This window comes from Microcoleus sp. B3-A4 (assembly GCF_036705385.1).
In the GTDB taxonomy this organism is placed as follows: Bacteria; Cyanobacteriota; Cyanobacteriia; order Cyanobacteriales; family Microcoleaceae; genus Microcoleus.
The window spans coordinates 16,495-37,053 of the sequence record NZ_JAUBUI010000013.1; the positions used below are offsets into that span (position 1 = coordinate 16,495).

General features: G+C 46.7%; 15 protein-coding genes. 7 read left to right on the top strand and 8 right to left on the bottom strand.

The features are described from left to right. Positions 1-114 precede the first annotated feature (114 nt). Both thrC and QUB33_RS08545 read left to right on the top strand, forming a co-directional pair. Positions 115-1,413, top strand: a complete 1,299-nt coding sequence (gene thrC / locus QUB33_RS08540) for a threonine synthase (protein WP_333349423.1) — start codon at positions 115-117, stop codon at positions 1,411-1,413. 135 nt (positions 1,414-1,548) lie between these two features. Continuing rightward, positions 1,549-1,824: a MoaD/ThiS family protein gene (locus tag QUB33_RS08545; RefSeq protein WP_006632924.1), complete on the top strand. Its 276-nt coding sequence runs from the start codon at positions 1,549-1,551 to the stop codon at positions 1,822-1,824. Between the two features lie 462 nt (positions 1,825-2,286). On the opposite strand, the gene QUB33_RS08550 is transcribed toward QUB33_RS08545, so the two are convergent. The 3 genes from QUB33_RS08550 to QUB33_RS08560 all read right to left on the bottom strand — a co-directional run bounded on the left by QUB33_RS08550 (position 2,287) and on the right by QUB33_RS08560 (position 6,522). Beyond that, positions 2,287-4,173, bottom strand: coding sequence for a ribonuclease J (locus tag QUB33_RS08550; protein WP_333349425.1), 1,887 nt, complete (start codon positions 4,171-4,173; stop codon positions 2,287-2,289). 274 nt (positions 4,174-4,447) lie between these two features. Further along, on the bottom strand, positions 4,448-5,371 hold the full coding sequence (gene dapA, locus QUB33_RS08555; RefSeq protein ID WP_190660532.1) for a 4-hydroxy-tetrahydrodipicolinate synthase: 924 nt from the start codon (positions 5,369-5,371) through the stop codon (positions 4,448-4,450). A 107-nt stretch (positions 5,372-5,478) separates the two neighbouring features. After that, the gene (locus QUB33_RS08560; RefSeq protein ID WP_333349427.1) at positions 5,479-6,522 is read right to left on the bottom strand and encodes an aspartate-semialdehyde dehydrogenase; all 1,044 of its coding nucleotides are present in this window, start codon (positions 6,520-6,522) and stop codon (positions 5,479-5,481) included. Between the two features lie 118 nt (positions 6,523-6,640). Between QUB33_RS08560 and QUB33_RS08565 the strand changes: the two genes are divergently transcribed. The 4 genes from QUB33_RS08565 to clpX all read left to right on the top strand — a co-directional run bounded on the left by QUB33_RS08565 (position 6,641) and on the right by clpX (position 10,889). Continuing rightward, a complete protein-coding gene (locus QUB33_RS08565; protein WP_333349429.1) occupies positions 6,641-6,796 on the top strand; it encodes a hypothetical protein in 156 nt (51 codons plus the stop codon). Positions 6,797-7,085: 289 nt separating this feature from the next. After that, positions 7,086-8,501, top strand: a complete 1,416-nt coding sequence (tig, locus tag QUB33_RS08570; RefSeq protein WP_333349431.1) for a trigger factor — start codon at positions 7,086-7,088, stop codon at positions 8,499-8,501. Positions 8,502-8,846: 345 nt separating this feature from the next. Continuing rightward, positions 8,847-9,536, top strand: coding sequence for an ATP-dependent Clp endopeptidase proteolytic subunit ClpP (gene clpP / locus QUB33_RS08575; protein ID WP_333349433.1), 690 nt, complete (start codon positions 8,847-8,849; stop codon positions 9,534-9,536). Between the two features lie 9 nt (positions 9,537-9,545). Continuing rightward, the gene (gene clpX, locus QUB33_RS08580) at positions 9,546-10,889 is read left to right on the top strand and encodes an ATP-dependent protease ATP-binding subunit ClpX (RefSeq protein WP_333349435.1); all 1,344 of its coding nucleotides are present in this window, start codon (positions 9,546-9,548) and stop codon (positions 10,887-10,889) included. Between the two features lie 139 nt (positions 10,890-11,028). Here clpX and dnaX read toward each other — a convergent pair whose 3' ends face one another. After that, positions 11,029-14,397, bottom strand: a complete 3,369-nt coding sequence (gene dnaX / locus QUB33_RS08585; RefSeq protein ID WP_333349437.1) for a DNA polymerase III subunit gamma/tau — start codon at positions 14,395-14,397, stop codon at positions 11,029-11,031. Positions 14,398-14,934: 537 nt separating this feature from the next. On the opposite strand from dnaX, the gene QUB33_RS08590 reads away from it, so the two are divergent. Continuing rightward, a complete protein-coding gene (locus QUB33_RS08590; protein ID WP_333349439.1) occupies positions 14,935-15,846 on the top strand; it encodes a hypothetical protein in 912 nt (303 codons plus the stop codon). Between the two features lie 17 nt (positions 15,847-15,863). Here the strand turns inward: QUB33_RS08590 and QUB33_RS08595 are convergent, their stop codons facing one another. From QUB33_RS08595 to QUB33_RS08610, 4 genes are all read right to left on the bottom strand, one after another. Then, positions 15,864-16,586 carry a DevA family ABC transporter ATP-binding protein gene (locus QUB33_RS08595; protein WP_333349441.1) on the bottom strand — a complete coding sequence of 241 codons (723 nt, stop codon included), beginning with the start codon at positions 16,584-16,586 and terminating at the stop codon, positions 15,864-15,866. A 63-nt stretch (positions 16,587-16,649) separates the two neighbouring features. Further along, entirely contained in the window at positions 16,650-17,810 is a 1,161-nt protein-coding gene (gene devC, locus QUB33_RS08600) for an ABC transporter permease DevC (protein ID WP_333349443.1), read from the bottom strand. Positions 17,811-17,983: 173 nt separating this feature from the next. After that, on the bottom strand, positions 17,984-19,627 hold the full coding sequence (locus tag QUB33_RS08605; protein ID WP_333349445.1) for an HlyD family efflux transporter periplasmic adaptor subunit: 1,644 nt from the start codon (positions 19,625-19,627) through the stop codon (positions 17,984-17,986). Between the two features lie 71 nt (positions 19,628-19,698). Then, complete coding sequence (locus tag QUB33_RS08610; RefSeq protein ID WP_333349447.1) at positions 19,699-20,436, bottom strand: phycocyanobilin:ferredoxin oxidoreductase; 738 nt, start codon at positions 20,434-20,436, stop codon at positions 19,699-19,701. Positions 20,437-20,559 lie beyond the last annotated feature (123 nt).

Genomic DNA, 20,559 nt, shown 5'->3' on the forward strand with positions numbered 1-20,559 from the left:
TTTAACTGAAAAATCAATCCCGACTAAAAAAATCGGGTATGGTTGACGGGGTAAATTGACCGTGCTAATCTTGCACAAGAATTAGAAAACATCGCAAAACTAGAGAGTTGAGCTATGACCCAGGCGACCAGAACCCAATCCACAGCAGCAACCTTCACAGCCCTTAAATGTAAAGAATGCGGCGAAGAGTACGAACTCCAAGCCAAGCACGTCTGCGATTGCTGTTTTGGCCCGCTTGAAGTCAAGTACGACTACGACGCCATCCGCCGCACCGTGACTCGCCAAACCATCGAAGCCGGCCCCAACTCGATCTGGCGCTACCGCGCATTTTTACCAGTCGCTACAGATAACGTCATCGATGTCGGCACCGGCATGACTCCTCTATTAAAATCCCACCGCTTGGCGCGCCGCCTCGGTCTAAAAAATCTTTATATTAAAAACGATGCCGTCAATATGCCCACTCTCAGCTTTAAAGACAGAGTGGTGTCAGTCGCCCTCAGCAGAGCGAGAGAATTGGGTTTCACAACGGTATCCTGTGCCAGCACCGGCAATTTAGCTAACTCCACCGCTGCGATCGCCGCCCACGCCGGACTCGACTGCGTAGTGTTCATCCCCTCCGACTTAGAAGCAGGCAAAGTCCTCGGCACTCTGATTTACAATCCAACTGTCATGGCAGTTCACGGCAACTACGACCAAGTTAACCGCCTCTGTTGCGAAGTCGCCAATACACATGGCTGGGGATTTGTCAATATCAACTTGCGTCCCTACTATTCCGAAGGCTCAAAAACCCTCGGTTACGAAGTTGCCGAACAGCTAGGCTGGCAATTGCCCGATCACATCGTCGCTCCCCTCGCCTCCGGCTCTTTGTTCACAAAAATTTACAAAGGTTTTCAAGAATTCATCGAAGTCGGTTTAGTTGACGAAAAGAAAGTTCGGTTCAGCGGCGCCCAAGCTGACGGCTGTTCCCCCATCGCTCAAGCATTCCGCGAAGACCGTGATTTCGTAAAACCGGTGAAACCGAATACAATTGCTAAGTCGATCGCGATCGGCAATCCAGCCGACGGTATGTACGCCTTGGAAATCGCCCGCAAAACCAACGGCAACATTGAATCCGTCAGCGACACCGAAATCATCGAAGGCATGAAACTGCTAGCAGAAACTGAAGGCATATTCACAGAAACTGCAGGTGGCACGACAATCGCAGTCTTGAAGAAACTCGTAGAAGCAGGTAAAATCAATCCCGATGAAACCACCGTCGCTTACATCACCGGCAACGGTTTGAAAACGCAAGAAGCAGTTCAAGGCTACATCGGCGAACCCATCACCCTCGAACCGAAACTAGAAGCGTTCGAGCGCGCCCTAGAACGCGCCCGCACGCTCGAACGCTTAGAATGGCAACAAGTTTCGGTTTAACAGCTATTAGTCAGTAGTCGGTAGTCATTAGTCATTGGTTGTTAAGCTGTGGACTGATGATTACTGACTGCTAACTGATGACTAATGACTGAGGACTAATAACTAATAAATGACTACTGACTAAGGACTAAAAAAATGACCGTCAAAGTTTTAATTCCCACTCCCCTGCAAAAATTTACCAACAATCAAGCCACCATCGAATGCGCCGGCGATAACATTTCCGAACTAATTGAATCGCTGGAAACCAATTGTCCTGGAATCAAAAAAAGCCTGTGCGACGAAAAGGGAGAACCCCGCAGATTTCTCAACTTCTACGTCAACAGCGAAGACATCCGCTTTTTGGATGGCTCAAAAACAGCCCTCCAAGATGGCGATGAAGTCAGCATTGTTCCTGCTGTTGCTGGTGGCTGATTAATTTTAAAATAAACGCAAGTGAACGCAGATAGATTTAAATAACTATCTGCGTTCCCTTGCGTTTATTTACGGTTTAAAAACTACTCCTTCCCTAACCGAGAAAATCTTACAAATCCCGGATTTGGTAAGTAGCTGCTTCCTGAAATACATCGATTCGCAACTCTTCAATCTTGACAAGTTCAAATGTCTTAGCAAGAGAGATCTCATATCAAACCCGTTGACATCGGAATGATTCATCTCTCTCTTCCGTTTCTCTGTATCCTCTGCGCCCTCTGCGGTTTAATCCTTCCAATACAACCGGAATTCCTATCAGGAGTTACGTCGATCTATACTGACGTTTTTTGAGGTGGATCTACTTATGAAATCAAATCTAGGTTTGTAGTTGCGCTTGGGCGTCCAAGCGCAACTACAAACCTAAAACTTATTTCTTTGTTCGCAGTACGTCAGGAGATTATCGCACTAGGAAGCTGCCCTTGCAGCAGTCCGGGGACGACGCCGGCCAGTCACCTGATTGGCAGGGGATGGCAATGATGGGGATGATGGGGATGATGGCGATGCCGATGATGGCGAGGATAATAGCTTAGGTGCTTCCAGGGAACCTGCAGATACTGCTGCCTTTTCCGATCGCACTGCTTCTTCAGGAATTTGCATCAGGAATACTAGCATTGGATTGCTTTGCAGTTCGCGGCGCATTACCCGCTGAATTGCTTTTTCTATTTGGGTTTGCACTCCTACCCAGTCAATGTCAACTTGCGAGTCAGCAGTGGCGGGTTTGACAAATTCTGACCAGCGATCGCTCAAAACTGTTTCAATGGTTTGAGTGATTAATTTGATCACCTCCGCGCGATCGGCTGATGTCACTACACCTTTCAAGTGAACTTCTGGTTTGGCAACTAATTTGCCTTCCCAATTTAAAGCCGCCGCTACAGTTACAACGCCATCTCCGGCCAACTGCTGGCGTTCTTTCAGGACGTTCGCCTTAACAACCCCCGATCTAGAAGCATCTACCAATTCAATTCCTGAAGGCACTTGACCAGCGACTCGCATCGAATTTTCGGTCAACTCTACGACATCGCCGTTGTCAATAACCACCATATTGCTAGCGGGAATGCCCATGCTTTGAGCCGTCTTGGAGTGCTGGATCAGCATCCGGTGTTCCCCGTGAACCGGCAAGAAGAACTTGGGACGAGTCATGTTAATCATTAACTTTTGGTCTTCTTGACAGCCGTGACCCGAAACGTGAATGCCTTTGTCGCGGCCGTAAACCACGTGTGCTCCCAGCATCATCAGTTTATCGATCGTGTTTACCACTGCGATCGTATTTCCCGGAATCGGATTAGCTGAGAAAATGACAGTATCGCCCTTTCTGATTTTCAGTTCGTGATGTTCGCCGTTAGCAATGCGAGTCATCGCCGCCATCGGTTCGCCTTGGGAACCTGTAGTTAAAATCAGCACCTTGTCTTCAGCCAAATTGCGGATTTCTTTCAGCGGTTTGAAAATACTATCTTCGCATTTGATGTAGCCGAGATTGCGGCAGTGAGCGATGACGTTAAGCATCGACCGGCCAACCACTCCGACATACCGATTGTTTTTCTTAGCCAAGTCCAAAACAATTTGCAATCGGTGTACCGAGGAAGCAAAAGTCGTCAGCATCACTCGTCCCGGTGCTTGAGCGATAATTCTGTCTAAATTCGGCGCCACAGAACTTTCCGAAGCGGTAAAACCGGGAACTTCTGAGTTAGTAGAATCGCTGATCAAGCACAGCACGCCTTTCTCGCCGTACTCGGCCAGCTTTTGCAAATCAAAATGCTCGCCGTCTACAGGAGTGTGGTCAATTTTAAAGTCTCCCGTGTGGATCACAATTCCGACTGGAGTGTGAATTGCCACAGTAAAACTGTCGGCCATCGAGTGAGTGTTGCGAATGTATTCTACTAAGAAATTCTTGCCTATTCTGACAGTATCTCTCGGTCGAACCGTTCTCAATTCAGTGCGGTGAGACACTCCGGCTTCTTCGATTTTTCCGGCTAGCAAAGCCATCGCCAAACGGGGGCCGTAGATGACCGGAATTTCAAATTGTTTGAGGTGATAAGGGATACCGCCTATGTGGTCTTCGTGACCGTGAGTCACGATCATACCTTTAATTTTGTGGCTGTTTTCCCGCAGGTAAGTCATGTCTGGGAGGACAATATTTACCCCGTGCATTCCATCTGTCGGGAACGCTAAACCGGCATCTAAAAGAATGATTTCGTCGCCGTACTCGAACACACAAGTGTTTTTACCGATTTCGTGCAGCCCGCCGAGGGGAATAACTTTTAGAGCAGATGCAGTTGTATTTTTGTTGATCATGCGTATCCTTTGTTAGTTATTTTTGTTATTGGTCTGTGGTCTGTAGTCTGTGGTCTGTCGCCTTTCGTCTTTCGTCTACTGTTCGTTGGTAGGGCGATATTTTTCCAAATATTTATGGAAAACTCCCTGGCGGGTTTTACTATCCCGTACAGTCAGTTGTCTTAGGCCTTCATTCTTCTATCTTCAGTCTTTAATCCTTGACTGTTAGCTACTTACTAACACTTAATTACTAATGACTGATGACTAAGAACTAATGACTGATAACAACCAATATTCAGTTGTCTGAAAACTCGTTCTCGCTCGTCTTGCTAGCTGATACTGCGGCTAGCTGATTGAGTACGTCCTTTAACTTTTGAGTTACCTCAACGGGCGGATCGCACAGGGGCGGACGGGTGGAGCCTACATCCCAGCCTTGAAGTTTGAGAGCTGTCTTGACGGGAATGGGATTTGTGGTGAGAAAAAGAGCTTTAAACAGGTCAAAAAGTTGCAAGTGAATCTGGGTAGCGACTTGAACTTGACCGGCCTCGAAAGCTTCGATCATCTGTTGCAGTTGCTCTCCTACCAGATGGCTGGCTACGCTAACTACACCAGATCCTCCTACCGCCAACATTGGCAAAGTTAGGGAATCATCTCCAGAATAGATGGCAAATTCAGGGGATGTCAAGCACCGAATTTGACTTGCTTGATCCAAGTTGCCACTTGCTTCTTTTACGGCCACAATGTTGGGGATTTCTGCCAATCGAGCCACCGTCTCCGGCAACATATTCTGACCAGTGCGACCGGGGATGTTATATAACATTATAGGCAATTCTGGAGCAGATTGCGCGATCGCCCGGAAATGATTGTATAAACCTTCTTGCGGGGGTTTGTTGTAATAAGGAACCACCTGCAAACAGCCGTCTAACCCGAGTTTAGCTGCTTTTTGGGTAGCTGCTACTGCTTCTGAAGTAGAATTCGATCCGGCTCCTGCGATTACCAACGCCTTACCGACCACCGCCTTTTGTACCACCTGAAATAATTCGTACTCTTCATCCCAGGTCATAGTGGGAGATTCGCCAGTAGTGCCGCACACTACCAAGCTATCTGTACCGCGATCGGCTAAATGAACTGCCAATTGTTCTGCTACCGCATAGTTAACGCTGCCGTCTTCCTTAAACGGCGTAATCATTGCAGTCAGAACCCGTCCAAACTTTACCACACTTTCTCCGATTTTAGACTGTTGATTTTTGATTTTAAATTTTTGATTTCAGATGAAAGGTTTATCTAAAATCCCCAATTTCAATTTCCAAATTGCCAGGGTTCCCCTTAATTAGAAGCCGCCGCCACTTGGGTTCGCAACAAATTTTTTTGGACCAGCAACTCAGCTATCTGCACCGCATTTAAAGCCGCTCCTTTGCGGATTTGATCGCCAGACAGCCACATCTCCAACCCGCAGGGGTGAGAAATATCTTGACGAATCCTGCCAACTAACACCTCATCCTTACCGCTGGCTTCTGCGGGCATCGGGAAATAATTAGCTTGCCAGTCTTCTACCAGCTTAACTCCGCTTGCTTGCTTTAAGATTTCCCTGGCCTCGATCGCGCTAAAAGGTTCTGCAAACTCTAGATTAATTGCTTCCGAATGAGCACGCAGTACGGGAACCCGCACACAAGTTGCCGTAATTTTAATCTCGTCCGTACCAAATATCTTCCGAGTTTCGTTTACCATTTTCATCTCTTCTTCACAATACCCTAAATCATTAATCGGGGTGTTGTGCGGAAACAAATTAAATGCTAAGGGGTAAGGAAATATATCTGTTTTGGGTGTTTCCCCCTGCAAAATTGCTCTTGCTTGAGCTTTCATTTCCTCCATTGCCCTTGCCCCCGCCCCGCTGGCAGACTGGTAAGTCGCTACAACGATGCGCTGTATTGGCCTAACTTTGTGAAGTGGCCAAACGGCAACTGCCATCAAAATCGTCGTGCAGTTGGGATTAGCAATTATACCTCGGTGAGCTGCCGCCGCTTGGGGATTGACTTCTGGAACCACTAGCGGTACTGTCGCATCCATGCGGAAAGCGCTAGAATTGTCAATTACCACTGCCCCGGCTGCCACCGCTTGCGGAGCCCATAACTTAGAAGTAGAGCCGCCGGCAGAGGCGAGCACCAGATCTACATTATCAAACGATCGCGCCGAAACTGCTTCGACCGGCAGCATCTCACCGCCAAAAGGCAAAGTTGTGCCTGCTGAACGTTCCGAAGCCAGCAGCTTCAAGTTAGAAATCGGAAAATTCCGGCTGTGCAATAGTTCTAGCAACTCGGCACCGACTGCACCGGTAGCTCCTAAAATGGCAACTCGATAGGATTGAGACAAATTAGTTTCCTCCACAAAATAAACTCTAAACGATCGAAATCAAAAATTTAAATAACTGCAATTCTCAATATCAAACTTAATTAATGTTATGCGACATCAGGAGCATGAGAGGATAGCAATGGTGCAGTTAAGCGAAAAGGGCGATCGAACTTCCCGATCGATCCGTGCGATCGTACCCAGTGCCAGTTTAGCATCTTTTGCCAATCGCCCACGCCCAATCCGCATCCGGTTAAGTTTTGCGATATATCTGCATTTTCGCAGGCGCATCCATTGACTTTGACTGGCCGCAGAGGCCGGCAAGATTGACATCACGGGGCGATATGTGCTATGGTGCATCGGCAATTAGTGGACTTAACCTCCACATTCCTAGCAGCAAAAGCTAGTATCCTCCAACCAAAACTATTTGGCAAGAGCCAAAAAAGTAGCCGGCAATGACTTACAGTCTCATCCGGTAAAGGTGTTGTAGTTGTGCCGTTACGAGTCAAAACGTACAAAATTAAAATGCAGGCAAAGTCAGATTTGTATGTATTTTATTACACTATTGTTAAATATCAAAAAAGCCGATGAAAGTAACCCAGGAAAAACTTCCAGCTAGCCAAATTGGTCTGGAAATCGAAGTACCGTCAGAAAAGTCAAAACAAGCTTACGAGCAAGTAATTAAACAATTTGCTCGCGAGGTTAGTATTCCTGGGTTCCGCAAAGGCAAAGTTCCCCGTCAAGTTTTGCTACAGCGCCTAGGCCAGACTCGTTTGAAGGCGACGGCTTTGGAAAATTTGATTAATGATTCCCTGCAAAAAGCCCTCGAACAAGAAAAAATTGCGGCAATTGGCAGTTTTGAACTTCGCACCGAGTTTGAAGAATTACTAGCTAAGTTCGATCCAGAACAGCCTCTGATTTTTTCGGCGAAAGTTGATGTACAACCTGAAGTGAAAATGGGTCAGTACACAGGTTTGCAGCTTCAAGCAGAAGAAGCTAAGTATGATGAGGCTCAGGTAGATGAGGTATTGGCAAAATATCGATCGGACAAAGCTACTTTAATCCCCGTAGAAGGCCGAGCGGCTCAGTTGGGAGACACGGCTTTGGTTGATTTCTCCGGTAGATTTGCGGAAGCACCTGAAGGCGAAACTCCCGCAGAAATTCCCGGTGGCGAAGCAGAAGACTTTCAAGTAGAATTATCGGAAAATCAGTTTGTACCGGGCTTTATCCAAGGCATGATCGGGATGAATCCGGGAGAAACTAGAGAAGTTTCCGTGCAGTTCCCAGATGAGTACAGCAGTGAAGAATTAGCCGGAAAACCCGCAGTCTTTACGATTACCCTCAAAGAACTTAAGGAAAAAGAATTGCCGGAGTTGGACGACGACTTCGCCCAAGAAGTCAGCGAGTTTGAAACTTTAGCAGAACTGCGCGAATCGCTCGAAACTCGGTTTAAAGCAGACCAAGAAAACAAGACATCAGCTAATAAGGAAAAAGCTATATCAGCAGCCCTCGCGCAGCTAATAGAAGTGGAAATTCCCGAAACAATGGTCGATCGCGAAATCGATTATTTGTTGAATCAACAAGCCGTCCAATTGAAAAATTACGGCATAGATATCAACCAACTGTTTACGGAAGAAAATATGGGCCCGATGCGGGAACGCTCGCGCCCGGAAGCAATCGAGCGCCTCAAGCAGAATTTAGCTCTGGCAGAAGTAGCAAAGCTGGAATCCTTATCTGTTGAACCAGCAGAAGTAGCAGCAGAAGTAGCAAAAATCAGAAAGCAGTTTCCCAAAGGAGATTTTGACCCCCAAAGGTTGCAAGAATTTGTAGCAGAAGACTTGCTCAAACAAAAAACCCTGAAATGGTTGGAAGAAAAAGGGACAATCGAACTCGTACCTGAAGGCTCTCTGACTCCCGCAGCAGAAGAATCAGAAGAATCAGACGCTGAAGATTCAGCAGAACCAGCCACGAGCGTTGAAGTGGAAGTCGTAGGCGAAGAATAGAACTTAATGTGTTCAAATGTCCTAATTGGGACATGAAATCAACCATGATTTTAACGGCGCACCCGATCCTTAACTACAAGCTCCGGGTGCGCCCGATCCTTACTAAAAGCTCGGGGTGTCCACTAGAAGCAGCGATGATTTACCCGTAAGTATTTTAACTCATTCACCCCGCGAGCCTTGCGAGTCACTACAGCGTTGCGCCCAGCGCAGAAAGCACTTTCAAAACTCAAAACTCCCCATTCCCCCGATATCCGTTCAGAAGAGGCATAATAGTTAAAAGCTGGCGGCTTAATTTAAAGCTTCATCAGCAGCAGCAAATTGTCTAGAATCCTTGACTGGTGTCTTATGGTTGTATCTCAATCTTCCAATTACCTAATTACAAGCTATAACGATTTTGATGTCAGTTCCAGCCCCAGCAATGTAGTGCCGATGGTGCTAGAACAGTCGGGGATGGGGGAGCGGGCCTTTGACATTTACTCGCGCTTGCTGCGGGAGCGAATTGTGTTTTTAGGAACTCCCGTAACCGACGAAGTTGCTGACTCAATAGTGGCTCAGCTATTGTATCTAGATGCCGAAGACCCAGAAAAAGATGTCCAAATGTACATAAATTCCCCTGGCGGCTCGGTGACGGCCGGCATGGCAATTTATGACACAATGCAGCAAATCCGCCCGGATGTGGTGACGATTTGTTACGGTTTGGCAGCCAGTATGGGCGCATTTCTGCTGACAGCAGGAGCCCACGGTAAGCGGATGTCTCTTCCGAGTTCCCGGATTATGATCCACCAGCCGCTTGGAGGCGCTCAAGGTCAAGCAGTTGATATTGAGATTCAAGCCAAAGAAATCCTTTATCATAAGCGTAAGCTGAATCAACTGCTAGCGCACCACACGGGTCAACCGATCGAGAAATTAGAGGCTGATACAGAGCGCGACTTTTTTATGTCAGCCGAGGAAGCCAAAAATTACGGTTTGGTCGATCGAGTTATCGCTAAGGAAAACCTTCCGACGGCGGGAGAGAATGTCACTGCACTGAATTAAGAGGCTGTTATGTCTAAGTACGACTCCCATCTAAAATGTTCGTTTTGTGGCAAGTCTCAAGAGCAAGTACGCAAGTTGATCGCAGGGCCCGGGGTGTATATCTGCGACGAATGCGTAGACTTGTGCAATGAAATTTTAGATGAGGAGTTGTTTGATTCGAGTGCAGTGCCTGCAACGGCTGTGGCCCCGAAGCAGGAAACGACGCAAAAGCGCCGGGCTACCTCGGGCAAAAGTATGTTGATGAGCCAAATTCCGAAGCCGAGGGAAATTAAAAATTACCTCGACGAAAACGCGATCGGGCAAGATGAGGCGAAAAAGGTGCTCTCGGTGGCAGTTTACAACCACTACAAGCGCCTAAGCTTTATCCATGCCAAAAATAGCGGTAAGCACCCGCCGGAAGAAGTAGAACTGCAAAAATCGAATATTTTGTTAATCGGGCCGACTGGGTGTGGAAAAACTCTGCTGGCTCAGACTTTGGCGGATATGCTGGACGTACCCTTTGCGGTGGCTGACGCGACGACGCTGACGGAAGCGGGCTATGTCGGAGAAGATGTGGAAAATATTTTGCTGCGTCTGCTGCAAGTGGCAGATATGGACGTGGAAGAGGCGCAGCGCGGAATTATTTATATTGATGAAATTGACAAAATTGCCCGCAAAAGCGAGAATCCTTCGATTACGCGGGATGTGTCGGGTGAAGGCGTGCAGCAGGCGCTGCTGAAAATGCTTGAGGGGACGATCGCCAATGTACCTCCCCAAGGCGGCCGCAAGCATCCCTATCAAGACTGCATCCAAATTGATACCAGCAATATCATGTTTATCTGCGGCGGTGCTTTTGTCGGTCTGGAAAAAGTGATAGAGCAGAGAACTGGCAAAAAGTCAATGGGTTTTATTCAGCCCGGAGAAGCTCAGCCGAAGGAAAAGCGGGCGGCTGATGTACTCAAGCAACTGGAACCGGATGATTTGGTGAAGTTTGGGATGATTCCTGAGTTTATCGGGCGGGTGCCGGTGGCGGCGGTTTTGGAACCGCTGGATGAGGAAACGCTGATGGCGATTTTGACGGAGCCCCGAAATGCTTTGGTTAAGCAGTATCAAAAGCTGCTGAAGATGGATAATGTGCAGTTGGACTTTAAGCCAGAGGCGATTCGGGCGATCGCCCAGGAAGCATACCGCCGCAAAACAGGAGCGCGGGCGCTGCGGGGAATTGTCGAAGAATTGATGTTGGATGTGATGTACGAGTTGCCGTCGCGCAAGGATGTTGCCCGGTGTACGATTACTAAGGAAATGGTCGAGAAGCGATCGACCGCCGAGCTGTTGGTACTTCCGTCTTCGCTGCCCAAGCCAGAGTCAGCTTAAAAGTAGATATTCACAATCACTAGGTGACTCTAATTAAACCTAAAACTTTTAGGGTATTAAGAAACCTGGAAGGGCGGCCACTCTTAGCAGCGCCCCTACTACAAAAACCGGGTTTCTCGGTTTTTTTTTAGCGATCTACTTACCAATCTATGAAATCATCCTCACCTAACTCAGAAGATAACTCGGAAAAATCCGGTTCAGATTCCAATCTAAAAGTTTCCGCCTCCCAAATCTCCAAGTCATCCGACAAATCGACTACTTCCCCGTCAAACATACCAGCCAATTGCCTAGCCGTATTCGCGACATATTGAGCGTCATCACGCACCGCTACAGCCTGAGCGTTAAAGTCATTTTGAGAGTCTGTAGAACCGTTTGTGGGCGATCGCGATTCGGAAATTGCCGGCACATTAACGGCAGTATTTTCAGGCGCTGGCGGGTGTTTTTGTTCTTCTCCACCATTCCCCAAAAAATCATCTGTACTCTCAGAATCCGCCGAATTCTGCACCTGTTGGCCCGCATCACTCACAGGATGAGAATTCGTAGAATTTTCGCCAACACGTCCGTTAGAAGTAGGCAAATCCTTGGCGCGGGAACTATTAGTTTCAGCGGGATTTGTCAAGCCCACCTTTACTGTTACTCGACGGTTAAAAATTTGCAAAAAAGCTTCTTCAATATTAGCTACTTTGTCTTTAACCATATTGAGCAACGGCTGCGAACTAATCTTAACATGAGCAGTATTATTGCTGAAAATTACTAGCTGTCCATGTTGGCGAAGCAGCGATTGAGTTCCATGCGGCCGCACGCGCTCAAGTACTTGTTCCCACACTCGATTTAAATCGATTTCATCGGCTGAATTAGTCGGTGAATAATTTGTTTGATTCGTTTCAGCAGTTGGTACAGGTGCGGGAATCGCTGCAGGAGGTGTGCTTTCTGTTCGATTAGCAATAGGTGGCGGCTGAGGCGGAGGATTTTGCGAATTGGGAACTGAAGATTGTTCAATATTAGATGTCTGGCTCCCCCCCGATTGTAGGGGCGGTGCCCCCGTGCCCGCCCTAGATTGGGGGGGGTGAATTTCTGATGGAGCAATATTTTTCGCTGGTGCCGCTGTTGCTTGTGACTGAGTTCTAATTGCTGAGGGCAGCAATCCCAACAGCGTTACTTCCAGCCACAAACGCGGCTGAGTAGTGTTTTTAATTTGCACTTCGTGGGTTTGCAAATGTTTCTGACCTGCTAAAATCATCTCGGCATCCCAACTGCGGGCAAAATCCCCCAGTTTTTCCCAAGTTGCCGATGTTAAAGCTACTAAATCTGACCGTTTCGGTGCAGCTTTGGCTATTAGCAAATCTCGGTAAAAGCTCGCGAGACTTTGCAGCACGATTAGCGGTTCCCGACCGCGATCCATGAGGTGGCGGGTCATGTCTATTAGTGCTGTAGCGTTATCTGTATCAATAGCTTGCAGCAAATCCATTAAGTCATTTTCGGGGACTGCACCGACTAAATCCCAAACTTTTTCTACTGTTACTTCACTCTGAAATAAGCTTAGTTGGTCGAGCAAACTTTCAGCATCTCGCAGACCTCCTTGGGCGATTTGAGCAACCATTTGTACTGCATCGCTGGCAATATTGATATTTTCTAATTTGGCAATTTTGTGCAAATGAGCAATCATTGCATCGAGGGGGATGCGGCGGAAGTCGAACTTTTGGCAACGAGAAATAATAGTTGGTAATACTCTTTGTGGGTCGGTTGTGGCGAGGACAAATACAACGCGAGCGGGCGGTTCTTCTAGGGTTTTGAGTAGAGAGTTGAATGCCTGGGTGCTTAGCATATGGCAATTATGAACCAGAAGACCGTTAGCGACAAAATTGTGGTTGTCTTCTACTTCAATATCATAAACTTTCTCGACTCCAGCGACTTTTACAGATTCGACTGTCTCCAAACTTGTAATCCATTGAAGGGATTGAATACTTTTTAAAGTCTGATACCCATTTTCTACTGGTTTCAGCACCCATGTGTATGTAGTCGTAGGTTTTACAGGTGTTAGACCTTCTGTAAAATTTAGTTGTTGTTGGGTATCCCAAACCTGTAAGCCAATTGGCAAGGAGTTGATTTTCTGCCCTAGAATATCCTTCTGTATGAATTTGGATACTTGGACTTCCTTCTGGGGAAATGCTGAGCGAGCCATCATCCATGTACCACCAAGCAAGCCCTTCTGGAGTGAGGCGATCGAGCCAATCCATTGTGACGTATTTTCCGTTTCCGTTGGGTTTAACAGCGTCAAAGACATCTCTAAGTTGGGGATGGCAGACTGTGTTGCAACAGACTGATGTATTTCCGTATCCTCGGTTAGGTGTAACTCGTAACTTTGGTCGCAGTGTCGAAAGGCAAGAAGCTTTGTATTCCAACCATTCCCGCTGCTTTTCTCCGTGTGTCCAGCCCAATCTTGGAAATCGGCTATATTTATTTGGGTAGGTGATAAAACCGTCTCCAAGCAATGTTCCGTAGATGAGTCCGAGTGTTTCTGGTTGCAAAACTTCGGCATTTGCCAAGAACTTTTCCGTTCTTGCATCCCAAAGTCCATGTCCTTTTTTATACGGATGTCGCTGCCAATGAGACTGAATGCTCTTAATCCCTTTGCCTTTTTTTTGTAAAAAGTCTGGTATTTCGAGTGGTTCTCCACAGCCACACGCACAGAGAGGTCGGATGGCTTGAGCCTGTTCGAGAATAGAGGCAAAGTCGTAGGATTTTTGTCCGTAGGTATTCCCGTAAAATTGATGTCCTCTGGCAAATCTCCGCAAGCGTCCATCTGTTCCAATTTTGTGAATGAGGGTGCCGCACCCACATTCACAGGGGATAGTATCTTCACTCCTTCTTTTACGTCTTTTGCTCGTATCCATCCCTGTTCTGTCCTGATTGGATGATTGCCCGTACATCTGATTTCTCGGTTGGCGGTTTTAATCACCAGTGTTTGTTTCTCCCCTCGGTCTAACCACCTCAAAACTTTTTTAAATTCCCAAACTTCTGAAGTTTCGTTATAGCTGATAACTTGTTTTCCTTTGATGTTGGGATTGTCGATCCGCATCAGACCTTCGCTAGTTTTTACCTGAGAATCACCAGTCAAACACTCGTCTATTACATATACTTTATAGCGACACTGGACGGGAGCAAATTGAGCTCGTTCGATCAAATCCCGAATGTTATCTACTCCGGTGTTGCTGGCGGCGTCAATTTCGATGACATCTAGTGTGGAACCTCGGGCAATTTCTTGGCAAACGTTGCATTTGCCACAGGGTGTGGGGGTGGGGGCAACCGTAGAAATACAGTTAAGGGATTTGGCGAAAATTCTGGCACTAGAGGTTTTACCGGTGCCTCTGGGGCCGGTAAATAGATATGCTGGTGCTATGCGCTCTTGTAGGATGGCGCTGGTGAGGGTTTGGGCGATCGCCTCTTGACCGACTAATTCGGCAAATGTCTGAGGGCGATATTTGTGGTGCAGGGGTTCGTAGGTCACGATCGAATATTGGTGGTATTAGCTGTAATCTTAGCTAAGGAGACGTTGTTCGAGCGCACCATAGCCAGACTCTCACAGCAAGCCGCCCGGTGGGCTTGCAGGGCGGGAGTGAGCAAACAGTAGGAATTAGCACCCTCCCAACCTCCGCCCCTCGATCGTCCGGGCGATCGGCTGTTCTGCTTGATGTTTTCCGCTGCTGGCTCCCAGAGTTACTATTAATTTATGTGTATTTCTTTTTATTTTGCTACAAACGGAAACAGCCGAACAAACATTTTTTTAGCTGTATTGGTATAATATATTACAGACAATTCACCATTTCTATTGGCCAGTGCCAGCGCGCGATTTTCCGATTTTTCGGAAACCTGCTTGCAGTTAAAGATAAAGTATTAATTAGAGGGTGCGTGTTCCAGTTGCAGAAATCCAGTTGTACCAAGATGATGGTGGAATGATGTCAATGTTGGTTGATCCAGTTGCACTACCAGCTCTACTCTGGAGTCCTGTATAAATATAGCGTCAAATTTTACCCTTTAAAAGCCCATGTCAACCCAAATAATCCTTGTAGAACCAAGGTTGGCAGTAGCCTCTCCCAAACCTAAAAAGGCTAAACCCGGAGATCCGTCCTCAGACCAACTCTTAATGGGAGGGGCGGGATTACTGTTGTTATTGCTTATCGGTTTAGCGGTGTTTACCAAGCTAAAACTCGACGATTTGAATAAAAAGCTCAAATTTGAGGAGTTTAGAAATCGAGAACTCCAGAAAAAATACAAAATGGCTCTGGAAACCATGTCAAAGATGGAAAAGAATCCCGACCTTATCCACTCGCGAGACTTTAATTTAGACTACCTGAGAATGCGGATGGCGGAAGAAGTCTTTCACTTTGCCATTGTGAACCAGATCAAGGTAAAAGTTAAAGAAAAAATTAGTATTGCCCTGCGTCCGACTCAGGGTGCAGTGGGAGATAAAAACGGGAATGCCGGCAGCGGCAGGCAAGTGGATTCGATGTTTGATATCGAATACGAAACTGGCGATCCGGCAATAAAAATAGAAAAACGAGTGCTGTTTCGGATTCAAATTAAGCTGATGAAACTGCCGACTCAGGCAACATCAGCGACAATTAATCAAATTATTGACTGTTTGGAAACTTATCTGAGTCCTTCAGACGACCACGACAGTTGGCAGCCGACAATTCAAGGTCGCATCGTTCATATTGAGTGGGATCAAAAAGCCAAGCCGACGCCGATGTTGGTGCTGGAACAGTCGAATGAAGGGGTGAATGTTACCTTTAGGACTACGAGAACGCCTGCCGGCAGACCTACAAATGTCAATGATAGCCAGTTGGTAGGAGCTAAGGGTCAAAAAAGTAGCAAAAGTAGTTCTAAAACTCCAGCCAAAGGTGGAACGAAAAGTCCTGCCAAGGTAGGAGGAAAGCGTCCCGGTTCTCGGAAATAAGTTGAGGTGGGTTAATATTATTTTCCCGAAAGAACGCCGGTTGTCACCGTTGTTGATGTGTCTTGTGCGAGGTAGCCGTCTTCCATGTGAATAATGCGATCGGCTATATCTAAAATACGGTTGTCGTGGGTGACAAGCAAAATAGTGCAGTGCTGTTCTTTGGCCAAACCTCGCATAATTTCTACCACATCTCGACCTGATTTACTGTCTAGGGCTGCTGTGGGTTCGTCTGCTAATACTAATCTCGGCTGGCTGACTAATGCACGGGCGATTGCCACTCTTTGTTTCTGGCCACCAGAAAGACTGTCGGGGTAATAATCTATTCTTTCTCCCAAGCCTACAGCTTGCAGCATTTCCTCTATTTTATTATTAGTTTCTTGGGGAGAAAGATGACTGTGCAGTTCTAAAGACATTTGCACATTTTGCCTAGCTGTCAAGCATTTGAGCAAATTGTGAGCTTGGAAAATATAGCCGATGTCGCGGCGGACTTTAACTAATTTATTTTTCGGCGTTCCCCGCAATTCTTGGTCGAGAATTTTCAGACTACCTTCTTGGATCGATCGCAAAGCTCCAATCAAGGTTAACAATGTTGTTTTACCAGACCCCGAAGGCCCAGTCATTAGCACAATTTCGCCCGGATAAATATCCAGGTTGATATCAAATAATGTCTGTTTGCGAAGTTGTCCTTCGCCGAAGGAATGATTGAGATTTTTAATCGAGACAACTGGTAAAGTATTCATTGGTAATTGGTAATTGGTAATTCCTTCTTCCTTCTTCGTTCTTCCTTCTTCCTTCTTCCTTCCTTAAAAAATATCCGCTGGGTCAGCCGCCTGCAACTTCCTAACTGCGATCGCCCCCGACACAGAACACATGACAACTGTCATTACAAAAACAGTTCCAGCTTTCATCAAAGTCATGTACATCGGCAAACTCGTAGCACTTCTCCCTAAATGGTACAGCAGCAGAGAAACCCCAAACCCCGGCAAATAACCAAGAATTGCCAAAATCAAAGCCTCTTGAAACACCACACCCAAAAAGTAAATGTCCTTATATCCCATCGCCTTTAGCGTAGCGTATTCGGGTAAATGATCGGTAACATCAGTATAAAGAATTTGATAAACAATCACTATCCCAACGATAAATCCCATTGCCGCGCCGAGAGTGAAAACAAATCCGATTGAGGTACTTTCCTGCCAATATTTTTTTTCAATATCTACAAACTCTTCTTTAGAAGAAATTCTCACATCATTCGGCAAAGTTGCCCTCATTTTATCAACAACAGCCTTAACATCTGTTCCCGGCTGCAAGTGAACAATACCTATATCGATTAAACCTCTTGTTCTCCGCGTCGAAAAAATCCGCATAAAGTTCAAATCGCTGGTGACAAGATTTCCGTCGGCACCGAAAGAGGCCCCTATAGTAAATAAACCATCTACCCTAACGCGGCGATTGTCAACTTCAGTTTCAACAACTTTTCCCTGTGTGAAATATTCTGCTACCGGCCCAAACTCCGGGCGGGAAGCTTGGTCAAATAAAACCACATCTGAAATTTTGATTTTGTCCAAATTATTTTGGATTTCAGGCATATCAAAGATGGGATGAGCGGGGTCAAAACCGATTACCATCAATTGCCGAGTATTTCGCTGGTTGGGGTCGGGGTTTTTCCACAATCCAAAGCCTAAATATACGGGACTAATTGATGTAACGCCGTTAAAGCTCAAGGCTTGATACAAGCGACGCTGGGGAAAACTTTTCATGGCTATTAAAGCCGTAGACTGGGTGCTGGTGATAAAAATATCCCCTTTTAACTGCGAGTGAAAGGTGATGGAGCTTTCAAAGAGCGCGTCTCTAAACCCGAACTGCATAAACATCAGCAAGTCGGCAAATCCAATGCCGGCTAGCGCGATTACTAATCGCATTTTTTCGCGGGTTAACTGTGCCCAAGCTAGCGGTATTTTTGCCATAACAGTCGATTTTATATCGGAGATTTTGGGTTGAGGATTGAATAATTTGAGAACTTAAGTACGGGCTTTGAGAAACCAGGTTTTTACCATTATATTTTTTGATTCAAACCGTTAATATCGGTAAAAAACCAGTCTTTTTGCTCCCCCATACGTAAGTTTTGTCAAGGTAAAATTTAGATATCTATTTTGACTTCAACCTGCAAGTTTGTCAGGGCTGCAACTTTTTTGCTCGATTCCGGAGAGAGGCGAATTCTAACTTCGATCACTCTCGCGTCGGTGTCGGCGGCGGGGTCTGTATTAAGGACATCTTTTTTGCTGATTTGTTTACCGATGCGATCGACTTTTCCTTCCACAGTGCCTGTAAAAACCGGGCTGCTGACGGTAGCGCGCTGGCCGTTTCGCACTTTGGCGATGTCGGTTTCGTAAACTTCTGCTACGGCGTACATTTGGTCGGTGCCACCTAGTTCTACGATGCCGTCTTGAGTGTTGACAGCTTCTCCTTGTCGGCTGTGAACTTTGAGGATGTAGCCGGATACGGGTGCTTTGACGTAGCTTAAGTTTAAGTCTACTTGAGCTTTTTGTCTGGTGGCGATCGCACTTTCAATTGCGGCTTGGGCGGCTTGCACGTCTTCGGGACGGACTTCGGCAATTTGGTCGAGATTTGCTTTGGCTTGATTGATTTCTTCTTGGCCGGTTTCTGCTTTTTGTTTGAGTATTGCTTCGGCTTGATTAATTTGTTCTCTACCAGTTTCTATCTTTTGATTTAAGGTTGCTCGGGCTTGGTAAATTTCCTGCCTACCTGTTTCTAACTTGCGTCGGAGATTGGCTCGGGATTGATTGATTTCCTGCTTGCCAGTTTCTACTGTTTGTTTGATTGTTGCTTTCGTTTCGACTATTTGCTCTTGCAGTGTTTGCACTGTTTTTTCTAATACAGCTTGCGCTTCTTTGACTCTCTGGCGAGCCGTCTCTGCTGCTAAGCGTTTGGTGTCGTAGGCGGAAGCAGAAATTGCGCCTGTTTCTGAGAGTTCTTTATTGCGTTGTTCCTCGGCTTCGGCGTTGGTTAATTCGGCTTTTAGCCGATCGACTGTAGCGTTTTGAGAAGCAATTTCGCCGCGCAATTGAGCTTCTAGCCTAGCCAATTTGGATTGCTGCACCTCTGTTTCTCTTTCGAGTTGTGCCTCCAATTTGGCAAGATTAGCTTGTTCGGCTTCGGTTTCTCTTTGAAGTTGTGCCTCGAATTTGGCGACGTTAGCTTGTTCGGCTTCGGTTTCTCTTCGCAGTTGAGCTTCTAAGCGGGCGACATTGGCTGCTTCGCCTTCGGTTTCTCTTTGCACTTGTGCTTCAAACTTGGCAACTTCTGCTTTTTGAGCGCCGACAACGCCTGTTTTTGCGCCGGCTTGAATTTTCGCTAATTCTGCTTGTTTGACTTTGACTTCTTTGTCGGCTTGTTGGAGGATTGCTTGGAGTCGATCGCGCGTATCGAGAACTGCTATGATTTGTCCTCGACTGACTCGATCGCCCTCTTCCACCTGCAACTGTTCAATTCTTGCTCCCTCCGACGCCGAAGGGGCTGACAATTTGATAACTTCCCCCTGGGGAGTCAACCTACCCAAAGCTGTGACGCTGGTGGGGGTAGCGGCGGCAGTTGCAGTAGCCGTTGCAGCCGCCGCCTTTAACTCTTCGGCTTTTCTAAGTTGAGATACTTGCCAAAAACCGACTCCTGTAGTAACAACAGTGGCGGCGATCGCTAAACCGATGATTCCTCGTCCTGGGGGTTTTAAAAATGATTTATCCTTGACCCGTGATTCCTTTCCCATGACTTATAAAGTAGGTGATTTCCTGATTAAGTTTTTTCCACCCACTGTGAAGTATTGTAAACCAATTTCAGCTATTTAGGAATATCAAAAAGCACTTCGGTCATGTAATGTTCGGCCCAATCTTGACCGAAAGCTTTTTCGAGTACGCGACGGGTTTTGTCGTTTTGCTGCTGCTGGGTGCAGTAGTAAATTTGAGCGTCGAGAATTTCCGATGCTTCGGCGGCAGAGACTGGTTCGGAAGCGACTGCCTGTTTGCAGTGAATTTCAACGTAGGATTCAACAATATCCAAAAACCGACTGTTTTCTTCGATCGACTCTGGCCGCACAAACAGACAAAATTCTGAGAAAATATCGCCCCATTCGGGAATTTGGCGGGGAGAAGAAAATTGCTTAATCGGCAAAATTTCCAGTTGGGTTCGGTAGGGTTCCGACAAAGTTCGATCGGGATTGAGGGGAGAAAGGTCTGCGATCGCGGCGCTAACTTGGCCTTTGCCTGCTACGATATCCGTACCGAACATCGGCAAAGCATAATTCGGTCTGGGAAACATCACGCAGTGCAGAATGTCAAGCAAGGGCCCGACTTTAGCGAGTTCGAGGTGTATTTTGCGGAACTGGGGCGTTTGATAGCAGCGGTTTTCAATGATCAGTTTTTCTCCTTCCAAGCGGCCTTCTACGTATCCCAACTCAGCGGGCAGGTGGTAGGGTTCGAGGTCGAGATAGCGGTGCCATACTGCTTCCATCCGGTCTGCTAAATCGCGGATGAGATGGTGCTGTTGGTCGCGCAGAGAAGGCTGGGATATTTCTAACATTCTTATTTATCGGGGGATAGCTTAATAAAACTTGATTCTACTGTTGCAGGATGCAGGAAAAAAGGTAGATACTTTAACAATATCAGTAGATTGACTTACGATCGAGCAAGTTTTACAGGAGAT